The 21,320-nt window shown below is 72.3% G+C and carries 17 protein-coding genes; 2 read left to right on the plus strand and 15 right to left on the minus strand.

What is annotated here, in order from left to right; genetic code table 11:
• Positions 1-142 precede the first annotated feature (142 nt).
• The 3 genes from rpe to fmt are packed head-to-tail and all read right to left on the minus strand — an operon-like array spanning position 143 to position 3,464.
• Positions 143-829 carry a ribulose-phosphate 3-epimerase gene (gene rpe / locus ACFQRD_RS04370; RefSeq protein WP_377016993.1) on the minus strand — a complete coding sequence of 229 codons (687 nt, stop codon included), beginning with the start codon at positions 827-829 and terminating at the stop codon, positions 143-145.
• Complete coding sequence (locus ACFQRD_RS04375) at positions 826-2,505, minus strand: RsmB/NOP family class I SAM-dependent RNA methyltransferase (RefSeq protein WP_377793937.1); 1,680 nt, start codon at positions 2,503-2,505, stop codon at positions 826-828. Before ACFQRD_RS04375 ends, rpe begins: the two co-directional genes overlap by 4 nt.
• Positions 2,502-3,464 carry a methionyl-tRNA formyltransferase gene (fmt, locus tag ACFQRD_RS04380; protein WP_377793938.1) on the minus strand — a complete coding sequence of 321 codons (963 nt, stop codon included), beginning with the start codon at positions 3,462-3,464 and terminating at the stop codon, positions 2,502-2,504. Before fmt ends, ACFQRD_RS04375 begins: the two co-directional genes overlap by 4 nt.
• A gap of 193 nt (positions 3,465-3,657) precedes the next feature.
• Here fmt and ACFQRD_RS04385 point away from each other — a divergent pair, with 193 nt between their 5' ends.
• Positions 3,658-4,872: an MFS transporter gene (locus ACFQRD_RS04385; RefSeq protein WP_377803514.1), complete on the plus strand. Its 1,215-nt coding sequence runs from the start codon at positions 3,658-3,660 to the stop codon at positions 4,870-4,872.
• A gap of 90 nt (positions 4,873-4,962) precedes the next feature.
• Here ACFQRD_RS04385 and ACFQRD_RS04390 read toward each other — a convergent pair whose 3' ends face one another.
• The 10 genes from ACFQRD_RS04390 to ACFQRD_RS04435 form a co-directional block, all read right to left on the minus strand.
• Positions 4,963-6,699 (minus strand): SLC13 family permease, encoded by a 1,737-nt coding sequence (locus ACFQRD_RS04390; RefSeq protein WP_377803515.1) that lies wholly within the window; start codon positions 6,697-6,699, stop codon positions 4,963-4,965.
• A 141-nt stretch (positions 6,700-6,840) separates the two neighbouring features.
• Positions 6,841-8,940: a primosomal protein N' gene (locus ACFQRD_RS04395; protein ID WP_377017270.1), complete on the minus strand. Its 2,100-nt coding sequence runs from the start codon at positions 8,938-8,940 to the stop codon at positions 6,841-6,843.
• A gap of 119 nt (positions 8,941-9,059) precedes the next feature.
• Positions 9,060-9,440 (minus strand): FKBP-type peptidyl-prolyl cis-trans isomerase, encoded by a 381-nt coding sequence (locus ACFQRD_RS04400; RefSeq protein WP_377016983.1) that lies wholly within the window; start codon positions 9,438-9,440, stop codon positions 9,060-9,062.
• A gap of 72 nt (positions 9,441-9,512) precedes the next feature.
• On the minus strand, positions 9,513-10,409 hold the full coding sequence (locus tag ACFQRD_RS04405) for an FKBP-type peptidyl-prolyl cis-trans isomerase (protein ID WP_377016981.1): 897 nt from the start codon (positions 10,407-10,409) through the stop codon (positions 9,513-9,515).
• Positions 10,410-10,539: 130 nt separating this feature from the next.
• Entirely contained in the window at positions 10,540-11,949 is a 1,410-nt protein-coding gene (pafA, locus tag ACFQRD_RS04410; RefSeq protein WP_377803516.1) for a Pup--protein ligase, read from the minus strand.
• 4 nt (positions 11,950-11,953) lie between these two features.
• Positions 11,954-12,145: a ubiquitin-like protein Pup gene (locus tag ACFQRD_RS04415; protein ID WP_377016977.1), complete on the minus strand. Its 192-nt coding sequence runs from the start codon at positions 12,143-12,145 to the stop codon at positions 11,954-11,956.
• A 101-nt stretch (positions 12,146-12,246) separates the two neighbouring features.
• Entirely contained in the window at positions 12,247-13,977 is a 1,731-nt protein-coding gene (gene dop, locus ACFQRD_RS04420; protein WP_377016975.1) for a depupylase/deamidase Dop, read from the minus strand.
• Positions 13,974-15,563, minus strand: a complete 1,590-nt coding sequence (gene arc, locus ACFQRD_RS04425; RefSeq protein ID WP_377016973.1) for a proteasome ATPase — start codon at positions 15,561-15,563, stop codon at positions 13,974-13,976. Before arc ends, dop begins: the two co-directional genes overlap by 4 nt.
• A 37-nt stretch (positions 15,564-15,600) precedes the next feature.
• The gene (locus ACFQRD_RS04430) at positions 15,601-16,671 is read right to left on the minus strand and encodes a tRNA (adenine-N1)-methyltransferase (RefSeq protein WP_377793942.1); all 1,071 of its coding nucleotides are present in this window, start codon (positions 16,669-16,671) and stop codon (positions 15,601-15,603) included.
• A 53-nt stretch (positions 16,672-16,724) separates the two neighbouring features.
• Positions 16,725-17,843 carry a site-2 protease family protein gene (locus ACFQRD_RS04435; protein ID WP_377016969.1) on the minus strand — a complete coding sequence of 373 codons (1,119 nt, stop codon included), beginning with the start codon at positions 17,841-17,843 and terminating at the stop codon, positions 16,725-16,727.
• A gap of 107 nt (positions 17,844-17,950) precedes the next feature.
• Between ACFQRD_RS04435 and ACFQRD_RS04440 the strand changes: the two genes are divergently transcribed.
• Positions 17,951-18,760: a PAC2 family protein gene (locus ACFQRD_RS04440; RefSeq protein WP_377016967.1), complete on the plus strand. Its 810-nt coding sequence runs from the start codon at positions 17,951-17,953 to the stop codon at positions 18,758-18,760.
• 266 nt (positions 18,761-19,026) lie between these two features.
• On the opposite strand, the gene mshC is transcribed toward ACFQRD_RS04440, so the two are convergent.
• Both mshC and ACFQRD_RS04450 read right to left on the minus strand, forming a co-directional pair.
• On the minus strand, positions 19,027-20,292 hold the full coding sequence (gene mshC, locus ACFQRD_RS04445; RefSeq protein WP_377016965.1) for a cysteine--1-D-myo-inosityl 2-amino-2-deoxy-alpha-D-glucopyranoside ligase: 1,266 nt from the start codon (positions 20,290-20,292) through the stop codon (positions 19,027-19,029).
• A 28-nt stretch (positions 20,293-20,320) separates the two neighbouring features.
• Complete coding sequence (locus tag ACFQRD_RS04450) at positions 20,321-21,193, minus strand: undecaprenyl-diphosphate phosphatase (protein WP_377016963.1); 873 nt, start codon at positions 21,191-21,193, stop codon at positions 20,321-20,323.
• Positions 21,194-21,320: the final 127 nt, after the last annotated feature.

The raw sequence follows: 21,320 nt of genomic DNA on the forward strand, positions 1-21,320 counted from the left end.
GGGCCCGTGGCCGAGTGTGGCGAACGCCCTCCCGCCGGGGCAGCGGGCACCGGTCGACCCCGACGATTCGGGGGCTGAGCCCCCGATCGCTCGGGCTCCTATGTCCCGGACTTCATGAGCCCCGGTGAGCGGCGTGCGGGCCTCAGTGACCCCCGTGGCCTCGCGCCAGCTCCCGCAGGGCCGTGATCTCCTCGGCGGCGTCCTGGGCCTTGTAGATCGCGGAGCCGGCGACGAACACGTTCGCTCCGGCCTCGGCGCATCGTTCGATGGTCTCGCGGCTGACCCCGCCGTCGACCTGGATGGACACCTCGAGGTTGGCCTCGCTGATCGCGCCGCGGGCGCGGCGGATCTTGGGCAGCATCGTCTCCAGGAAGCTCTGCCCGCCGAATCCGGGTTCGACGGTCATGATCAGCAGCATGTCGAACTCGCCGATGACGTCCAGCAGCGGTTCCACCGCGGTGGCCGGGCGCAGCGCCACGCCGACGGCGGTGTTCTTGCGGCGCAGTTCGCGGGCCAGCTTGATCGGCGCCTTGGCGGCCTCGAGATGGAAGGTGACCGAATCTGCGCCGGCCTCGGCGAAGGCGGGAGCCTGGCGGTCGGCGTCCTCGATCATCAGGTGAGCGTCCACGGGGATGTCGCTGCGTCCCACGATCTGCTCGACGACGCTGGGGCCGAAGGTCAGGTTGGGCACGAAGTGGTTGTCCATCACGTCCACGTGGACGCTGTCGGCGCTGGCGATCTTGTCCAGCTCGGTGCCGATGCTCATCAGGTCCGCGTTGAGGATGCTGGGGTGGATGTACTGGCCATCGGTCGAGTACGGGGAGTTCATGAGGGCGAGGTTCCTTCCGCGAGGGGGATCGGGTGCTTGCGCAGCAGGGAGATGTACATGGCGTCGGTGCCGTGCACGTGGGGCCAGAGCTGCACGGCGGGCCCCTCCCCGAGGTCCACCTCGTGGGCCTTGGCCGGTTGGATCGCGGCGCGCACGGCGTCTCGGGCATCGAGCTGCTCGACATCCTCACGTTGGGACAGGACGTCGGTGACCACGAGTCGGGTCTCGGCGAGGTGCGGGGAGCACGTCACGTAGGCGACGACGCCTCCGGGCGCGGTGGCGTCCAGCGCGGAGGTCAGCAGGTCGCGCTGGAGCACGCCGAGGTGGCCGATGTCCCCGGGCGTGCGGCGCCAGCGGGACTCGGGGCGGCGGCGCAGGGCGCCCAGACCCGAGCACGGCACGTCGACCAGGACCCGGGAGAAGTGCCCGGGCAGTTCCGCACCGATCTCAGTGCCGTCGGCGGTGCGGGTGGTGATCTCGCAGCCGGCCTCCTGCAGGGGCGCGATGGAGCGGTCGACGAGTTCGGTGCGGTGGGGCTGGACCTCGACCGCGAGCAGGTCGGCATCGTGGTCGATGGTCAGCCCGCCCAGCAGGGCCGTCTTCCCTCCGGGGCCCGCGCACAGGTCCAGCCAGTGCACGTCGTCCGCACGGACGAGATCGTCCGCACCGAGGGCGAGGGCGAGCGCTGCGAGCTGGCTGCCCTCGTCCTGGACGGCGACCCGGCCCTGCTTGACCGGGTCGATGCCGCCGGGGTCCCCCGACGGCCAGGAGGCGGCGAAGATGCTGAGCTCGCCGGCGCTCGCGCCGTGGTCGATGAGTTCGTCGAGATCGATGAGGCCGGGGCGCATGACCAGGGACACTGCTGGAGCGGCGTTCTGGGCGGCCAGCAGCTCATCGATCTCGGACCGGTCGCGACCGTTGCCCGCGAGGGCGTCGGTGAGCGCCCGCACCACCCAACGGGGGTGGGAGTGGACCATGGCGAGATGACCGGTCAGGTCACGCTCGCGATCTGGAGCGACCTCGGCGATCCACTCCTCCAGGGGCTTCTCCCCCACCCGGCGCAGGATCGCGTTGACGAAGCTCGCGGCGCCGGCGCCCACCTCCGAGCGGGCCAGTGCCACGGTCTCGGAGGTGGCGGCATGCGGGGCGACGGTCATGTCCAGCAGCTGATAGGCGCCCAGGCGCAGCACGTCCAGCAGTGCAGGGTCGACGTCGTCCAGCGGGCGGTCGATGCAGGCGGCGAGGATCGCGTCCAGGCGACCCTGGGCGCGCAGGGAGCCGTAGAAGAGCTCGGTGGTGAAGGCGGCATCGCGACCGGAGAGCCGATTGCTGCGCAGCAGGCGCGGAAGGACGAGGTTCGCGTACGAGTCCTCCTCGCGGACCAGGCGCAGCCCTTCGTAGGCCACCTGCCGAGAACCGGTGGCGCGGCGACCGCGCTCGGAGGGCCGTGAGGAGGACCAGCCACGGCGGGGGCCGCCCTGGCCGCGGGAACCCGAGCGCTCCCGCCCCTTCGCGTCGCGACCGCCGGAGGGGGCCGTCCCGCGCCCCTCCTCCCGGCGGGCCCGGTCATCGCGGCCACCGCTGTCGCGGGCACGAGCGTCTCGGCCACGACCGTCACGGCTGCGGCTGCGGTCGTCGCGACCGGCGTCCCCCCGTCTGCGGCGCTGGTCGTTCATGCCTGCTCCTCGTCGTCGTCCAGATCGTGTGCGAAGACGGCGCTGCCGCCCTCGCCGAGGGCCGCGCCGCGGGCCCAGTCCGCTGCCCGCATCGGCCGCTTCCCTGCCGGAGCGACCGTCGCCAGGGCGACGACGTCCGTGCCGGTGCCCACGAGCACCTGGCGGCGGGTGGTCTCGATCAGGCCCGGCGGCACGGGCGGGTGCTCGGGCGGCGCTTCCAGACCGAGAACCTTCAGGCGGGATCCGGCCAGGACCGTCCAGGCTCCCGGGTGCGGGCTCATGCCGCGGATATGGGCACTGACCTCGTCGGCCGGGCGGGTCCAGTCGATCCGGGCCTCGGCCGTGGTCAGCTTCGCGGCATGCGTGGCCAGCGAGTCGTCCTGCGGGGTGAGGGTCGCGGTGCCGGATTCGAGGGCATCCAGCGCGGACAGCAGCAGATCGGCTCCCTCCTCGGCCATCCGGTTCAGCAGCTCTCCCGAGGTCTCGTACTCGCCGATCGAGGTCCGCGCGGTGGCGATGACGTCGCCGGTATCGAGGCCCTGCTCGAGGCGGAAGACGCTCATACCGGTCTCGCGCTGCCCGGCCAGAACGGCACGCTGGGCCGGGGCGGCGCCGCGCCAGGCCGGGAGCAGGGAGAAGTGGAGGTTCAGCCAGCCGTGGGCAGGGATGGACAGTGCTGCCGGCGGGACCAGGTTCCCGTAGGCCACCACCGGGGCGGCGTCGGGCGCGAGCTCGCGGATCTGCTGCTGGGTGTCCTCGTCGCGGAGCGTCGCAGGGGTCAGCACCGGTACCCCGGCCTCGAGGGCGAGGGACTTCACAGGACTGGGAGTGAGCTTGCGGCCGCGCCCCGCGGGGGCGTCGGCTCGGGTGAGTACCCCGACGACGTCGTGGTGCGAGTCGAGCAGGGTGCGCAGGGAGGGAAGGGCGGCCTCGGGGGTGCCGGCGAAGAGCAGACGCATGATGCCCCGAGTCTACGGGGCCGAGTCCCCGGACCGGCAGCGCTGGATGCGCCTCCCGGACAGGTGCACCCAGCAGGACGAGCGGCCCGCATCCTCGGCGGGCGCCTGCTTAGAGTGGGCATGTGTCGTACCCGGTCCGCGTCGTCCGCTGAGGGACGCCGCCCGATGGATCTGCTGTGAGGGGCGTGGTGTGATGCTCGACGAGCACCGGCCCGGACACCCGGTCGGCAGCCCCGCGTACCGGCGCATGCTCGTGGCTCTGGTGTGCGCGGGCATCGCCACCTTCGCCCAGCTCTACTCCCCGCAGGGAATGCTGCAGCTGATCTCCGCGGATCTCGGCGTCGGCCCCGAACAGGCGGCGCTGACGGTCTCGGCCGCGACCGGCGGCCTCGCTCTGGCCGTGGTGCCCTGGTCCTTCGCGGGAGACCGGATCGGGAGGCTGCGGGCGATGGTCCTCGCGGTGTCCGCGGCCACGACGCTGGCGCTGGTCGCGGCGTGGGCACCCAGCTACGAGCTGGTCCTGGTGCTGCGGCTGCTGGAAGGCGCGGCTCTGGGCGGTATCCCGGCGCTGGCCATGGCGTACCTCTCCGAGGAGGTGGACGAGCAGGCCCGGGCGATCGCGGCGGGCTGGTTCGTGGCGGGAACCACCGTCGGCGGGCTGCTGGGACGCGTGGTCGCCACTCCGATCGCCGATGCGCTGACCTGGAGGGCCGGGATGAGCGCCGTCGCGCTGCTCTCGGCCGCCGCTGCCGCCGCCTTTGTGCTCACGGCCCCGCGGGAACGGCGATTCGTGCCGCCGGACTCCGGGACGGGTTCCCGGCGGTGGGCTCCCCGGGCGGCGCGCCTGACCCGCACGCTGCGCGATCCCGGCCAGCTCGTCCTGTTCGCGTGCGCATTCCTGCTCATGGGTGGCTTCGTCGCGATCTACAACTACCTCGCCTTCCACCTCACCGCGGCGCCGTACCGGGTGTCGGCGGGCGTGGTGGGGTTGGTCTTCCTCGCCTACCTCGGCGGGACCGTCTCCTCCCCCGCCGCCGGGCGTCTGGCCACCCGGTACGGCCGGCTGCCGGTCATGCTCGCGGCGATGGGTGTGATGCTGCTCGGGCTCCTGCTGACCATCGCCGGGCCCCTGCTCCTGGTGCTGGTGGGCCTGCTGGTGATGACAGGCGCCTTCTTCGCGGCGCACTCGATCGCGAGCGGCTGGGCAGGGGCCCGGGCCGAGGGGGCGCGCTCGCAGGCGACGGGACTGTACAACCTCGCCTACTACTCGGGCTCCAGCGTGCTGGGATGGAGCACGGGCCACGTCTACGAGGCCTTCGGGTGGCCCGCCACCGTGGCGGTCGTGGGAGCCGGCGTGATCCTCGCCGCCGCACTGGCGCTGGGAGTGCTGCGCACGCAGGGCGGATGACGCCGGAGCCCTGCGGCCCGAGGGCCGGGACGACGGGCCGCGGCGCCCGCAGCCGGCCGCTGCGGAGACCGGCGCGAGACCGGCGCGAGATCAGTAGACGAGCCCGAACACCCAGACCGCGAGGGTCATGGTCGCCGCGGTGATCAGCACGATGCCGATCAGGTTCAGCCATACTCCCGCCTTGGCCATCTGCGGGATCTGCACGTATCCCGAGCCGTAGGCGATCGCGTTCGGCGGGGTCGCCACCGGCAGCATGAAGGCCGAGGTGGCGGCCAGCGCCACCGGGATCGCCAGCAGCATCGGGTCGATGCCGATCCCGGTGGCGACCGCGGTGGCCACCGGCAGGAATGTCGCGGCGGTGGCGGTGTTCGAGGTCAGCTCGGTGAGGAAGAGGATGCCGGCGGCGGCGATCACCACGATCAGCACCATGGGCAGTCCGCCGAGCTGCTGGGTGACTTCGCCGATCCAGTCCGTCAGCCCGGAGCTGGTGAACTGGGCGCTGAGGGCGAGACCGCCGCCGAACAGCAGCAGCACGCCCCACGGGAGCTTCACCGCCGCCTCCCAGTCCAGCAGGCGCACCCCGCGGGCCGCTCCGGCCGGGAGCAGGAACAGCAGCAGGGCGACGAGCATGGCGATGCCCGCGTCGCTGATGGGCGGGTCCCCCTCGCTCACCAGTCGCCAGATCAGGGGGACGAACACCCAGCTGAGGGCTGCGAGCACGAAGATGGTCAGCACACGGACCTCTCCCGAGGAGATGCTGCCGAGCTTGCGGCGCTCGTCCCGGATCAGCTCCGCCCCGCCGGGGATCTCCGTGATCTCGGGACGGAAGATCACCTTGGTCAGCAGTACCCACGCGATCGCCATGAACACCAGCGCCAGCGGAGCTCCCACGACCATCCACCGGCCGAAGCCGATGGTGACGTCGAAGTCCTGGCTCATGTGCGCGGCGAGCAGGGCATTGGGCGGGGTGCCGATGATGGTGGCCAGCGAACCGATCGAGGCGGAGTAGGCGATGCCGAGCATCAGCGCGGCCCCGAAGTTGGAGCGGACGGCCTTGCTGGCCGTGCCCTCGGCCGACGGGTCGGGATCGACGCCTTCACCCGGCTCCTCGCCCTTGGTCGCGGCGTCCTCGAGGCGGAGCTTGTTCACCAGCAGCAGCACCGAGACCCCGATGGGCAGCATCATCACCGCGGTGGCCGTGTTGGAGACCCACATGGAGATGAATCCGGTCGCGACCATGAAGCCGAGGATGAGCAGCGACGGGCTGGTGCCGATGGCGGCGACGATCGCGAGGGCGATACGTCTGTGCAGGTTCCAGCGCTGCATGGCCAGCGCCAGCATGAAGCCGCCCATGAACAGGAAGACGATGTTGTTCCCGTAGGAGCCGCCGACGTCGTCGAAGCCGACGTCGGTGTTGAGGACGGGGAAGACCACCACCGGCACCAGGGCCGTCGCCGGGATCGGCAGCGCCTCCGTCATCCACCACACGGCCATCAGGACGGCGGTGGCGGCCGTGAGCCGGGCGGCGTGGGGTGCCTCGGCCGGCATGATCAGGTAGATGACCACGGCGGCCACGAGCCCGACGGCGAGACCGAGGCGCCGGACCAGAACGGTGCGGCCCGGCGCGGCCGGCGCCCGCTCCCCCTCGGAGAGATCGTCCCGGTTCCCGTCCCCTTCGGCGTGCTCGGTCTCGACGAGGTCGTCGCGCCCTCCGGGCCTGTCGCGTCTCTCGGGAGTGCCGCTCTCGACGCGTCGGTCCCCTCCGGCACGTGCGTCCTGTCCCTCGGGCCCCTCAGGAGTGCTGGACGTCGTCGGTCCCTCGCGCATGATCTGTGCCCTCCGTCGCCTCGTCGCGATCTCTTCGGTGCGACCGATCACACTACGGGACGTCGGCGGCGGAGGCGAGCAGGCCGGTGCGGGCACCGCCCCGAGGCACGGTCGCGACGCCGACGGGACCGCGCCTCGGGGTCAGAACACGTCGGGCGGATCCAGGCGCACCCGCAGCGACCCGCGAGCCTTGCGGGCCGAGCGCGCGGCCACGCCCGCTCGCAGCGCATCGGCGAGCTCACGGGAGCGGCGCGGGTCCAGACGCACCACGGCCCGGGCACGGCCTGCCGACTCCGGCTCCTCGAGGTCGACGGGGCCGAACACGTCGGTGCCGTCCGGCAGATCCGTGGTCTCCAGGTAGTTGCGGCAGGCGTCCTTGTCACCGACGATCTCGGCGACCCTGCTGAACGGAGGCAGGTCCAGTTCCCGGCGGTCGGCGAGGACGCGGTCGAGGAACACCCGCGAGCGATGGGCGACCAGGTCACGGATCGCAGGCAGTGTGGCGGTGCCGACGACCAGCACGTGCCCGCCCTCGTCCGCGGTGCGCACCAGTGCGATGGCGTTGCGCCAGCGGCGCACGGCCTCGACGTCGGCATCGAAGGCGGCGCGGGCGAGCATGGCGTCGGCGTCCAGGAGCAGTGCGGCGGCAAAGCGACCCGGGGGTGCGGGCTCGGCGCCCGGGGTGGCGACCACGATCCCGTGCTCAGGGACGTTCTCGTCCTCGAGCGCACCATGGGCGCCGCCGGCGACTTTCAGCGGGACGTCGGGAAAGCCGCGGTGGAGCTCCTCGGCGGTGCGGGTGGAACCGATGACCATGGCACGCACCTGGGTGCGGTCGCATTCGGGGCAGCGATACCCGTCCTCGCGGCGCCCGCACACCCGGCAGTGCAGCGGGCCGCTGCGTCCGGTGACCGACAGCGGGGCGGCGCAGTTCGGGCAGTGGGCACGGGTGCCGCAGAAGGTGCAGGCGATGGCCGGTACGTATCCGCTGCGCGGGACCTGGACGAGCACCGGGCCGCGCTCCAGTCCGCGCCGGATCACGCGCATCGCCTCCTGGGGCAGCCGGGAGCGCCCGGAGGGGCCCTCCCGTTCGCGGAGGTACTGGTCCATGGCGACGATGTGCGGGCGCACGGCGGTCACGGGCGCCGGGAGCGGCTCGAGCCGGGCCAGGTAGCCCGCCTCCGCGAGTGCCTGCAACGGGACCGAGTCGCTGGCCGCCAGGAAGAGCAGGGCGCAGCGCTGCTCCGCGGACCGGCACTGCAGGACGGTGCGGACGTGGGGATACGGGGCGCGGGGCTCCTCGAGCAGGTCGTCGGCCTCGTCCCAGCAGATCGCCAGGGCGAGGTTCGCCACCGGTGCGAAGGCGGCGGAGCGGTTTCCCAGGACCACGCGGGTGGCGCCCCGGAGGATCCGGCGGAACGTGCGGTAGCGCTTCTCGGGGCCCTCGGTGCCCGCCAGGATCTCGTGCTCGATGCCCCTGTCCGCCAGGACCCGGCTGAGCCGGGCGATGTCCCGCTGGTCCGGGGCGATGACGAGGGCTCCCTGATCGGGCCCGAGGTCGGCGATGGCGTCGGCCGCCACGACGGTCCAGGGATCGGCGGCGTCGAGGGTGATGGTGGCACGTGGCACCGGGCCGGTCGGCTGCCCGGCGCGGGAGATCAGAGCGGCCAGGCCGGGGTAGCGATCGCCCGGGCGCGGCGCGGGAGCCCCCGTGTCCGCGTCGTCGCCGACGTCCTGGCCGGCAGCCTCATCGCCGGCGGCGCCGTGGCCGGCATCCTCTCCGTCGGCGTCCTCGCGATCGGAGGCCTCGGTGTGGGCGTCCTCGGAGGCCTGCTCCTGCTGGACCGCCTTGTCCTCCGCGGCGCGGTCCGCCTTCTCCGCGCGGGCATGGCGCGGCGGGAGGGCCAGGCGCAGCACATCCCCCACCGTGCCCGCGCAGCGCTGGGCGACCTCCTCGCAGACCCGCATCATGGCCGGCGGGACCACGACGTCCTCGGAGACCAGGCGGCGCAGGGGCGCCAGGGGGCGGTCGGTCGACGCCTCGGCGTGCCGCCCCAGCACGATGCCTTCGGTGTCCTTGCCCGAGAAGCGCACCCGTACCCGCATACCGGGCCCGGCTGCGGCGGTATCGGGGGTGACGGCGTACTCGAAGGGACGGTCCAGATGCGGCAGCACGCCCACCAGGCGCACGCTGGCCACGGGAAGCTCGTCGACGACGTCGAAGCCTGCGGTGGTGCGCAGCGTCCCGTCCCGGGGCGCCGATCCGCGTTCCGGGGCGGGAGGTTCGGGGGCGACGGGGGCTGTGAAGAGGCTCTCCTGCTCCCCGAGCGGTCCCACCGCCGCCGGCGTGGCGGACGTGTTCAGCGCTTGTGCACCGCCACCAGGTCGCACACGAAGATCAGGGACTCGCCGGGGGCGATCACGGGCGGTGCGCCCATGTCGCCGTAGGCGAGCGAGGCGGGGATCTCGAGGCGGCGGCGCCCGCCGACCTTCATGCCCTGGACGCCCTGGTCCCAGCCGGTGATGACCTGGCCGACGCCGAGCTGGAAGCGCAGCGGCTCGCCACGATCCCAGGAGGCGTCGAACTGCTCGCCGGTGGAGTGGGAGACGCCCACATAGTGCACGTCGACGACGTCGCCGCGGGCGGCCTGCTCGCCGTCCCCGACGATCAGTTCACTGCTGACCAGCTCGGTGGGCGCGGGGCCTTCGGGGTGCTCGATCTCGGGCTTGCTGCGATCCATGGGTCCTCCTGGGATGTGCGGAAGGGGCCGTCGTGCGGCCGCCTCCGCCGGGACGGTGTCGGTGTCGTGGGGTCAGTCTGCCTTGTGCGCGGCATCGAGCACGTCGATGACGAACAGGAGGGTCTGCCCGGCGAGCTCGTGCTCGGACTCGCCCTCCTCACCGTAGGCCTCGGCCGGGGGGACCACCAGCATCACCTGGGATCCGACGGGAAGGTCCAGCAGGTTCTCGTCCCAGCCGGGGATCACCTTCTGCATGCCCTGCGGGAAACCGAACGGCGCCCCACGCTCCCACGAGGAGTCGAACTGCTCACCGGAGTCCCAGTTCCATCCCGTGTAGTGCATGGTCAGGTAGTCGCCCTCGCGGGTGGCGTCCCCGGCGCCCTGGATGAGGGTCTCGCGGACGGTCTCGGTGGGTGCCTCGCCCTCGGGCGCGGACTCCAGGGAGGGTGCGCCGTTCTCGTCGAGGCTGACGGCCGGGAAGGTTCCGGAGGGCTCCTGCGCCTCGCCGTCGGCGCGCAGCGGCGAGACGACACGGTCGATGTCGGAGGCCTGGATGAGCGCGTAGGACTGCCCGGACGTCGTGGTCTGCCAGCCGGCCATCGCGACGCGCGAGCCGATCGGGACCGTGGTGAGGAACGCGAACGCCTCGTCACCGAGCGTCTCCGCGGTGACCTGCACGCCATTGGCCGGGGCGCCCTGCCACCAGGATTCGAGCACGTCGCCGGTGCTCGCGTCCGAATAGACGCTGCGCCAGATGATGGTGTCGCCCTCGGCGATCGTCTCGCCGTCCCCGGGGGTGATCAGAGCCGAATCGGGCGCGGTGATCTGCACCGGCGGGGTGAACTCGATCGTGGGCTCCGCCTCGAGGTCGTCGCTGACCGTCACGGCGGACAGGGCCGGGTCGCCGCCGCCGTCGGAGGCCGCCGCGGTGTTCTCGGCATCAGCGCCGTCGTCGGAGCAGGCGGCCACGCCGGCAACCGTGGTCGCAGCGAGAGCGGAGGTCAACAAGGTGCGGCGGCGGATCAAGAGCAGGCCTTTCGGATCGGGAGCCCCGAGCGGGGCACGTGCACCAGGGTACGGGGCGCGCGGCCCCGGATTCTCAGGCGGGCGGCGGATCATCGCTCGCCGATCCGGTCCCGGACCGGCGGATCTCGGCCAGGAGCTCGTCGACCGCGGGGAGCTCGGTCGCGAACGGGTCGAGGACCTGTACCGGCATGGACCCGGGACGGGTCAGGCGCATCGTGGTCCAGTCCACGACATGGTCGACGCCATGCTGCTGAGCGGCGGTGACCACCTGCCCGCGCAGGTGCGCCCGCGTGGTGGCGGGAGCGACCTCGCGGGCGGCCTCGATGCGCTGCTCGGAGAGGACCGCCGGAGCGAGCCCGCGGGCCTGGAGACTGGCGAAGAGGCCCTGGCCCGGCGAGATGTCGTGGTAGGCCAGGTCGAGCCGTTCCAGCGCCGGATCCGAGAGCTCGACCCCACGGCGCTCGGCGACCTGCGAGAACAGGCGCTCCTTGATGGCCCAGTCCAGACGGGTCGCGGCCCAGCTGCGGTCCCCGGTGCGCACCGCGTCGATCGCTCTCTGCCAGGTCTCCAGCACGTCGCGCTCGGCGCTGTCGGAGCCCTCGGTCTCCTCGGTGACCTCGGCGGCCAGATCCAGCCAGCGCTGCTGGATCTCGACCGCCGAGGTGGTCCCGCCGCCGGCCGTGGGAATCGGCGCCTGCCCGGTGAGGTCGCGCGCGACGGCGCGGATGGTGGCGATGTCGTCGGCCAGGGTCAGATCGGGCAGGGCCCGACCCGACTCGATGGCGCGCAGGACCAGGTCGGTGGTGGCGAAGCGCAGGTGCGTGGAGACCTCGCTCATCGTCGAGTCGCCGACGATGACGTGCAGGCGGCGGTACCTGGTGGGGTCGCCGTGGGGTTCGTCGCGGGTGTTGATGATCGGACGGGTTCGGGTGGTGGCCGACGAGACCGCCTCCCACATGTGGTCGCTGCGACGGGAGAAGACGAAGCGGGCCCCGTCCTCGTCACGCACCACTCCCCCGGCGCCGGTGACGATCTGCCGGGTGACCAGGAACGGCAGGAGGTACCGCGGCAGGCGCGTGAACTCGCCGCGGCGGTCGACGAGGTAGTTCTCGTGGGAGCCGAAAGCATTGCCCTCGGAGTCGACGTTGTTCTTGAGCAGGTGGATCCGAGCGTCCTGGCCGTCGGCGGCGAGGCGCTCCCCCGCCTGCTCGGCGAGGTCGGCGAAGATGCGTTCGCCGGCGCGGTCCTGGGCGACCAGTTCCCACCAGTCGTCGCATTCGGCCGTGGCGTACTCCGGATGGGAGCCGACGTCGAGGTAGAGACGGGCGGCGTTGGGCAGGAAGACGTTCGAGGAACGGCCCATGGCGACCACGGGCCGGAACAGCTCGCGGGCCGCGTTCTCCGGCTCGAGCGCGCGGGTGCCGTCGGCGTGCACGCACACCAGCCCGAACTCGGTCTCCAGGCCTCCGACTCGACGCCTCATCGGGTCACTGGCCGCCCTTCTGGACGAAGGAGCGCACGAAGGTCTCGGCGTTGGACTCCAGCACGGAGTCGATCTCGTCGAGCAGGTCGTCCGCAGCCTGGGCCGAGGCATAGGTCTGGCCGCCGCTGGCGCTCTCGGTGCTGCCGTTGTCGTCGTCCGGCTCGGGACCGGATGCATGCAGTGACTGCTGGGACACGGGATTCTCCTCGGTGGTCGGGGGCTGTGGTCGGTCTGCGGAATCGTGGTGTCAGCGCGGCCGTCGTGCGGAGACGCCGGCGTCGGGGCCGAGCATCATCCTCAGTGCTCGCCGACGGCTCGGCGCAGCGAGTCGAGGATCTGTTCGACGCCCCCGCGGAGGTCGATGCCGTGGGCCTGGCACCAGGAGGCGGAGCCGAGGCGCGGATCCGCCAGGCGCAGACGGTGTCCGCCGTCGGGCCCGGCCAGGGTGATCGCGTCCCACCCGGCCGAGGGGACGTGCTCGCGATGGGCGGCGATGAGGCGGCCGCGCAGGTGGGCGCGGGTCGACGCGGGCGGGGTGGTGATCGCCGCGTCCACCTCCTCCTGCGCCACGAGCGTGCCCACGGCGCCGGCTGCGCGCAGCTTCGCGAACAGGCCCCGGCTGGGACGGAGGTCGCTGAACTGCAGGTCGATCAGGGACAACCGCGGATCGCCCCACTCCAGGCCGTGCCGGGCGCGGTAGCGTTCGAGCAGCTGCAGCTTGGCGACCCATTCGATGCGGTCGGCGGCCAGCGCGGGATCCTGCTCGAGCAGGTCCAGCAGCTCGCCCCACGTGCGCAGTACCGCCGCGGTCTCCTCGTCGCCCGGGTCGCACAGCGGCTCGAGCGCCTCGAGGTGGGCGCGCTGAATCTGGAGGGCGGTGAGCTCGCGCCCGTCGGTCAGGGGCACGGTCGCTCTCAGCGTGGGGTCGTGGCTGATCGTGTGCACGGCCGCGACCGGGTCGGCCAGGCGCAGATCGGGAAGGATCGCATGCCCGGTGCGGTGCTCGGCCTCCAGCGCGGCGAGCACCAGGGAGGTGGAGCCGAGCTTGAGGAACGTCGACTCCTCCAGCAGGTTCGCGTCACCGATGATCACGTGCAGGCGGCGGAAGCGCGAGGGGTCCGCATGGGGCTCGTCGCGCGTGTTCACGATCGGCCGGTTCAAGGTGGTCTCCAGTCCCACCTCGGCCTCCATGAAGTCAGCGCGGGAGGAGATCTGGTAGCCGGGCTGCTCGCCCCGGGGACCGAGGCCCACACGACCGGCGCCCACGAGCACCTGGCGGGTGCTCAGGAACGGGAGCATCGCGGCGGTGAGGCGTTCGAACGGCACCTCGCGCTCGACGAGGTAGTTCTCGTGCGTGCCGTAGGACGCGCCCTTGCCGTCGGTGTTGTTCTTGTAGAGGGTGACGCCCGGGATGCCGTCGGCGGCCTCGAGGATTCCCATGGCGCGGCGAGCGATCTCCTCCCCAGCACGGTCGGCGACCACGGCCTCGCGGGCACGGGTGACCTCGGGGGCGGAGTACTCCGGGTGCGCGTGGTCGACGTACCAGCGCGCGCCGTTGGCCAGCACGGCGTTGCCGATCGAACGCTGGGCCGCCCAGCTGAGCACCTCGGCGTCATCGCCGTCCGGGGCGGTCTCGGGGCCGGCGGCCGGGGCATCCAGCTCGACGCTGGGCAGGCTCGGGGCGCTGGGCAGGTGCGCCTCGTGCACCTCGTCGGTGAGCTGGGTGGGGTGGGCTGCGGCGCGCTGCAGGTCGAAGCCGCGCGCGTCGCGCAGCGGGGTCTCATCGCCGTAGTCCCAGCGTACGCGGGATCCGCGCTCGCCCTCGTGCGGGTCCAGCAGGGCGTAGGCGCCGACGACCAGGTGCGAGAGTCCGACGGCGCTGCCGGCACCGGCGCGCGAGCGGGTCTCGGGATCGGTGTGGAGCACACCGAACTCGGTCTCGATCCCCATGACGCGCTCGGTGGTGAGGTCGGTGACATCCGCCAGGCCCGCCGGGCCGCCGGCCTGATCGCTCGTGTCAGTGCTCATCCCCGCACCTCCTCGACCAGGGGCTCCTCCGCCTCGGCCGCGCGGGAGCGTCCCTGCAGCGGGACCACTGCCTCGATCCGGCGGCCCTGCTTGCCGCGGGTGCCGGAGACGCGAGCCCAGTCCTCGGGGTGCGCCGCCGAGGGCATGTCCTCGTTCTCGACGAACTCGGCGGTGATCGCCTCGCGCAGATGCTGTGCGGTCAGTCCCACCGACCCGCTGGCCAGCTGGTCCTTGACCGCGAGCTTCTTGGCGCGGTCGGTGATGTTGCGCAGCGTCGCCCCGGAGACGAAGTCGCGGAAGTGGAGGGTCTCCTCGGAGCCGTCGGAGTACTCCAGGCGCACGAACGCCGAGGCCGGGCCGTCGTCGTAGATGTCCTGGGCCGCCACATCCAGCAGCTGGTCGCGGTCCTCCCGCATCGGGACGGACTCGTCGAGATAGAGCCCCAGGATCTCGCGGCCCGCCTCGAGATCGGGACGGCGCACTCGGATCTTCACGTCCAGCCGGCCGGGGCGCAGGATCGCCGGATCGATCATGTCCTCACGGTTGGAGGCGCCGATGACGATGACGTTGTCGAGGTCCTCGACGCCGTCGATCTCAGCCAGCAGCTGCGGCACGATCGTGGTCTCGACGTCGCTGGAGAGGCCGGAGCCGCGGGTGCGGAACAGGGCCTCCATCTCATCGAAGAAGATCACCACGGGGTGGTCGGCGGCGGCCTTCTCGCGAGCACGCTCGAAGACGAGGCGGATGGAGCGCTCGGATTCACCGACGTACTTGTTCAGCAGCTCCGGGCCCTTGATGTTGAGGAACGCGGAGTTCTCGAGGGCTTCGGCGACGCTGACGCCGCGCACCTCGGCCGATCGCAGCACGAGCTCGTGGGCGACGGCCTTGGCGATCATCGTCTTGCCGCAGCCGGGCGGGCCGTACAGCAGCACGCCCTGGGGCGGGCGCAGACCGTAGGTGCGGTAGAGGTCCTGCTGGAGGAACGGCAGCTCGACGGCGTCGCGGATGGCCTCGATCTGGCCGCCGAGCCCCCCGATCTGGTCGAAGGTGACGTCGGGGACCTGCTCGAGGACGAGGTCAGTGATCTCGGCGCGGTCGATGCGCTCCATGACCAGCTGCGCCTTCAGGTCGACCAGCACGTGGTCACCAGGGTGCAGCGCCTCCTCGGCCAGGGCGCCGGCGCGGCGCAGCACCCGGGTGTCGTCGGGGGCGACCGCCACGATCACGCGGGTGTCGGGCAGGGACTCCACGACGGGCACGACGTTGCCCGCATCGCTCGGGGCCACCGCCTCCACGGCTGCCAGCGACTCGTTCAGTCGCAGCTCGGCGCCGGGTTCCAGGCTCTCCAGGTCCAGGCTCGCGGCCGTGGCCACGCGCAGCCGGCGGCCGTTGTGGAGCACGTCGATGGTGGTCCCCTCGGTGCGGCGCAGGAACGTGGCGTAGGAGTTCGGCGGATCCCCCACCCGCTCCAGGTCGGCCTTGAGCTCGACGATCTGGGCGCGGGCGGCTCGCAGCCCGCTGGTGAGGCGGTCGTTGTGGGCGGCCAGCTGCTCCAGCTCGGCCGTCATCTCCGCGTAGGTCTTCATCGTCGCGGCCTCTCCTTCCCTGTCGTCGCCGGTCGGCTCAGCGGTCCCGGCCCTGACGGATGTCGCGCAGGGCGCGCTTGAGCTTGCGCGGGGCGACACCGCGCTCCCCCAGATCCTGCGGGCCCCATTCGCTGTCCGAGCCGCCGAAGCCGTCGTTGGCGGGATCGTTCATCTCCTCCTCGACCCGCGAGCCGGGAGCCGGGCGGGTCACGCGCGACAGGGCCGACGTGCCGTGGGCCGTGCGGCGCGAGGTGAGCAGGAACCCGGTATGGGCGTTCATGCGGTGCTCCGGTCGCACCGCGAGCCCCTCGAGGTGCCAGGGACGCACGAAGGACTCCCAGGCGAAGGGCTCGGTGAACTCCCCATGGTCGCGCAGCGCCTCGGCGGTGCGGGAGAGCTGGGTGACCGTGGCGACGTAGGCGAGGAACACGCCCCCGGAGACGAGCACCTCCGCGGCGGCCTCGATGCATTCCCAGGGGGCGAGCATGTCCAGGACGACGCGGTCGACGGCGGGCCCGTCGGGCGCCAGCGTCGGGGCGACGTCCTGGAAGTCGCCGACGGTGAGATCCCAGGACGGGTTGGGGCCGCCGAAGAAGGTCTCGACGTTCTCCCGGGCCACCTCGGCGAAGTCCTCGCGGCGCTCGATCGAGTGCAGGCTGCCGTCGGGGCCGACGGCGCGCAGCAGCGCCGTGGTCAGGCCGCCGGAGCCCACCCCGGCCTCCAGCACGCGGGCGCCGGGGAAGATGTCGCCCCACATGAGGATCTGGGCGGCGTCCTTGGGGTAGATGATGGCGGCGCCGCGCGGCATGGAGAGCATGTAGTCGGCGTACAGCGGGCGCAGCGCCTGGTATCTGGTGCCCCGGTTGTCCTCGACGACCACGCCGTCCTCGGCGCCGATCAGCTGGTCGTGGCGCAGCACGCCGCGGTGGGTGTGGAACTCGCCGCCGGGCTTCAGGGTGATGGTGTGCAGCCGGTTCTTGGAGTCGGCGAGCTGGACCTTGTCGCCGAGATCGAAGGGGCCGGTGCGGTCCAGGCCGCGGCGGGGCGCGCGGGGCGCGGGGCCCTGCGCCCCGGTCCGGGCTGCGGGCTGCGACGGCTGATCAGTCATGCGTTCCAGCATATGACGTGCGGTGAGACGGACGGGAGGAAGGGAGGCGATGTTCACCGACCGCGCAGAAGCGCATTGACGTCGGCGCTCATGATCACCCCGTGCACCGCCCCCTCGGCGTCGGTGACGAGGTAGCCGGGCATAGGGCGGGCGAGCATCACCGAGACCAGCGCGTTGCCGCGCAGGGAGGCGTCGAGTCGGCCGATCGGGCCGACGGATCCGGCGACCGCGCTGACCGGGGTGGCTGCGCGCCGGTCCGCCGGGACCGCGGCGGCGGCGACGGGATCGATGCGGTAGGCGCTGCCGATGTGCCCGGACCCGGGCGGGGCGGGGTCGAGGATGAGCACGTCGTCGAGGTCGCCGGTGGTGCCCAGCTCGGCCAGGGGCCGGCTCGGCGGGACGATTCGCATCGGATGGGCGAGGCTCTCCGCGTCGAGGGAGTCGACGCGGTGGCTGAGGTTCGCCGATTCCAGTGCCCGGGAGGCGCCCTGCCACAGCATGCCCGCGATCAGGACGGCCCACAGCACGGTCAGCAGCGAGAGTGTTCCCGCCCCGTCGGCCCGCACGATCCGCACCAGGGGAAACACGACCACCAGCACCGCGATGCCGCGACCGATCCAGGCGGTGATGCGGGTTCCCAGCAGCGGGTTGCGCAGCACGCCGGACAGCAGGGACTCCAGGGCGCGGCCGCCGTCCATCGGCAGCCCGGGGAGCAGATTGAACAGGGCGAGGGCGATGTTCAGCCACGAGGACAGGCCCCAGAACACCGCGGCGGACGAGCCGGGCTCGGACAGGGACGCGGCGCCGGCGGTGAGGGCTGCGAGCACCCCGTTGCTGATCGGGCCGGACAGGGAGATCACCAGCGAGGGCAGCGCTCCCAGCGCCTCCCCGCGGTACTGGGTGTGCCCGCCCCACAGGGTCAGGGCGATGTGGTCGACCGTGGCGCCGAACGCCCGGGCGCTGAGGGCGTGCGCGGATTCGTGCACCAGCACGGAGACGATCATGAACAGGGCTATGCCCAGGGACAGCAGGATGGGCGTCAAGGGATCCGTCGTGCCGCCCCGGGCGAGCCCGGGGTGGATGATCACGGCGAGGATCAGCACGGTGACGAGCGTGCCCGGGCTGACACGGATCGGCGGCAGCGGGCCGAGGCGCAGCGTGGGGCTCTTCATCATCCGTCTCCTTCGGGCCGGGGACGGCGGCTCCCCAGGACAGGGCGAGGATATCCGCTGCGCCTGCACCCCGGCTCCGTCCCGTCGGCGGAGCCTATGATGGAGCGATGAGTCGAATCGCCATCACGGCTTTCAGCGGATGGAACGACGCGGGAGAGGCCGCCACGGGGGTGATCGAGCACCTGCTCGAGGTGTGGCCGTCGCGTCCTGCCGGAGCGGTCGATGCCGAGGAGTACATCGACTTCCAGGTCAACCGGCCCGAGATCCGCACGACGGAGGCGGGCCTGCGCGTGATCGACTGGCCCGACACCGAGCTGCGCATCCTCCAGCCCCCGCGGGGACCGGAGATCGTCACCGTCCTGGGCCCGGAGCCGTCCCTGCACTGGAAGCGCTTCTGTGACGAGGTGCTCGAGCAGATGCAGATCCTCGACGTGAGCTCCGTCATCTCGCTGGGCGCGCTGCTGGCGGACTCGCCGCACTCGCGCCCGCTGCCGGTCTCCTCTGCGGTCGAGCCCGGGTCCGCCGAGCCGGTCGAGGACTCGGAGCTGTACTCCGGTCCGGTCGGGGTGCCGACGATCCTGGCGCGGCGCGCCGCCTCCGCCGGTCTCCGCACCACCAGCATCTGGGTGCAGGTGCCCCACTACGTCTCGCAGAACCCCTCGCCGAAGGCGGTGCTGGGTCTGCTGCGGGAGGTCCAGGAGCGCGTCAGCGCGCCGATCCCGATCGAGGAGCTGATCGAGGACGCGGAGGCGTGGGAGCGCGGTGTCGACGAGCTGGCCCGCACCGACGAGGACGTCGCGGAGTACGTGCGGCGACTGGAGCAGGCGCAGGACGCGGCCGGGCTGCCCGAGGCCAGCGGCGACGCCATCGCGAAGGAGTTCGAGCAGTTCCTGCGGCGGCGACGCGAGTCGGAGTAGTCCCCCTCCTTCCCGCGCGGCCCCCCTCCCGCGCGGCCCCCCTCCCGCACGGCCTCCTCCCAGGTGGTCTTCCTCCCGGGCGGCCTGCTTTCCGCGCGACGTCGCGGCGCAGGACATGGCCCACCACGACGGCTCGCCGACCCGTGCCGCCCGTTCCCCCGATCCGTGTCTCCTGCGCCACGGATCGGGGGAACGGGCCGGCGCGTCGGACCGGGGGAACGGGCCGGCGCGTCGAGTCGGCCCGGGGCCGCCCGGCTGCCGGCCGCTCAGCTCGTGCGCGGAGTCAGGTCCAGTCCGAACAGGGCGTCCGCCGCGGCGGGCACATCGCCGGGAGCCCGGTCGCCGGCCTCGGGGGCTTCACCGCTGCCGGCCGAGTCGGAGGCCCAGGCGTCCAGGGCGCTCAGCGCGGACGGCGTGTCCAGGTCGTCGCGCAGCGCGCGGCGCAGCGCCTCGACCGTCTCCGGGTGCTGCCCTCCCTGTTCGGCGGCGCCCCGGTAGCTGTGCAGACGGCTCGTGGCGAGGTCGACCTCCTCGGCGGACCATTCCCAGTCGGCGCGGTAGTGATGGGCCATGAGCACCAGCCGGACCACCATCGGGTCGATGCCATCGCGCACCAGTCGGTGGACGAAGACCAGGTTGCCCAGGGACTTGCTCATCTTCTCGCCCTCATGGGCGACCATGCCGCTGTGCATGTAGGTCCCGGCGAAGCCGCGGCCCAGGGCCACGGCATGCGCCGCGCCGAGGTCGTGATGGGGGAAGATCAGATCGCTGCCACCGGCCTGGACGTCGAAGGGCAGGCCGAGGCCGTCCTCGGCGATGCAGACGCACTCGACGTGCCAGCCGGGACGGCCACGGCCCAGGACACCGCCGTCCCACGCGGGCTCGCCCTCCCGTTCGGCGCGCCACAGCAGCGGATCGAAGCGGCCCCGCTTGCCCTCGCGCTCCGGGTCACCGCCGCGCTCGGCGAAGACCGAGAGCATCTGCTGCTCGCTCCAGCCCGAGACATCGCCCAGCGCCCCGTCCACAGCCAGGTCGAGATACCAGTCCGGGCCCGCAGCGTCCTCGGCGGGGACGGGATACGCGCGTCCGCGCTCGTGCACGCGCTGGACCAGAGCGATGATCCCGTCCATGCTCTCGCTGACGGAGCGATAGGTGTCCGGGGCGAGGATGCGCAGCGCCTCCATGTCCTCGGCGAACAGGGCGGTCTGCGAGGCGGCGAGCTCGCGCCAGTCGACCCCGTCGCGGGCGGCACGCTCCAGCAGCGGGTCGTCGACGTCGGTGACGTTCTGGGCGACGTCCACCTCCAGCCCCGTGTCCAGCAGCGCACGCCGCATCAGGTCCGCGGCGTGATACGTGGCCGCATGCCCCAGATGGGTCGCGTCGTACGGCGTGATCCCGCAGACGTACAGCCGGGCGCGACCGGGCATGATCGGGACGAGGGGCGCCACCCGCCCCGTCCGGGTGTCGTGCAGCCTCAGCGGGATGTCGGAGGCGGGAAGGGGCGTGATCGACGGGGAGGTCCAGGAAAGCACCGTCCGATCATACGGGCCGTGCGAGGCCTCAGGCGCCGCCGAGAGGGTCGACCACTCCGAGCCACAGCAGAACCAGCAGCACCAGGCCAGCGGCCACGCGGTAGAGGACGAAGGGCAGGTAGGAGCGGTTCTCGATCAGCCGCATGAACCACACGATGACGGCGTATCCCACCCCGAAGGCGACGGCCGTCGAGATGATGATCGCCACCAAGGAGGGCTCCCCGGCCGCGGCTGCGGCGGCACGACCGTCGGCGGACAGCAGCGCCGGCACCTCCTTGGCGGCCTTGTAGAGGCCGGAGGCGAAGACGGCCGGGATGGCGAGGAGGAACGCGTAGCGTGCGGCGGCCTGACGGGTGTAGCCCATGAGGAGGCCTGCGGTGATGGTCCCGCCGGACCGTGAGACGCCGGGGATCAGGGCGAGGGCCTGGGCGAGGCCGAAGAGGATGCCGTGACGGACGGTGAGGGTGTCCAGCTCCTTGCGCTGAGGAGCGATGCGGTCCGCCAGTCCGAGCAGCACACCGAATCCGATCAACATCGACGCGGTGATGTAGAGGTTGCGCAGGCCGTGATCGATCTGGTCCTCGAACAGCAGTCCGAGCACGCCGATCGGGATCGACCCGACGATCACCAGCCAGCCCATCCTCACGTCCGGATCGGACTGGGGGACCTTGCCGGCCAGGGCCTTGAACCACTTGCCGATGATGCGGGTGATGTCCTTCCAGAAGTACATCACCACGGCCGCTTCGGTGCCGAGCTGGATGATGGCGGTGAAGGCCGCGCCCGGGTCCTGGCCGGGATCCATGAGCTCACCGACGACGCGCACATGGGCGCTCGAGGAGATCGGGAGGAACTCGGTCAGTCCCTGGACGAGCCCCAGGATGATCGCCTCGATGAACGACATGGACTCTCCTCGGGGAAGGACGGACGGCGCACTCGGGCCGACATGTTCATCGGCCTCGGACAGAGTACGCGGCGCCGGGCTCGATGCCCGGCGCCGCGTGGGGACCTGTGGTGAAGATGGCGTGCAC

This window comes from Brachybacterium sp. GCM10030268 (assembly GCF_042666305.1).
GTDB lineage: Bacteria > Actinomycetota > Actinomycetes > Actinomycetales > Dermabacteraceae > Brachybacterium.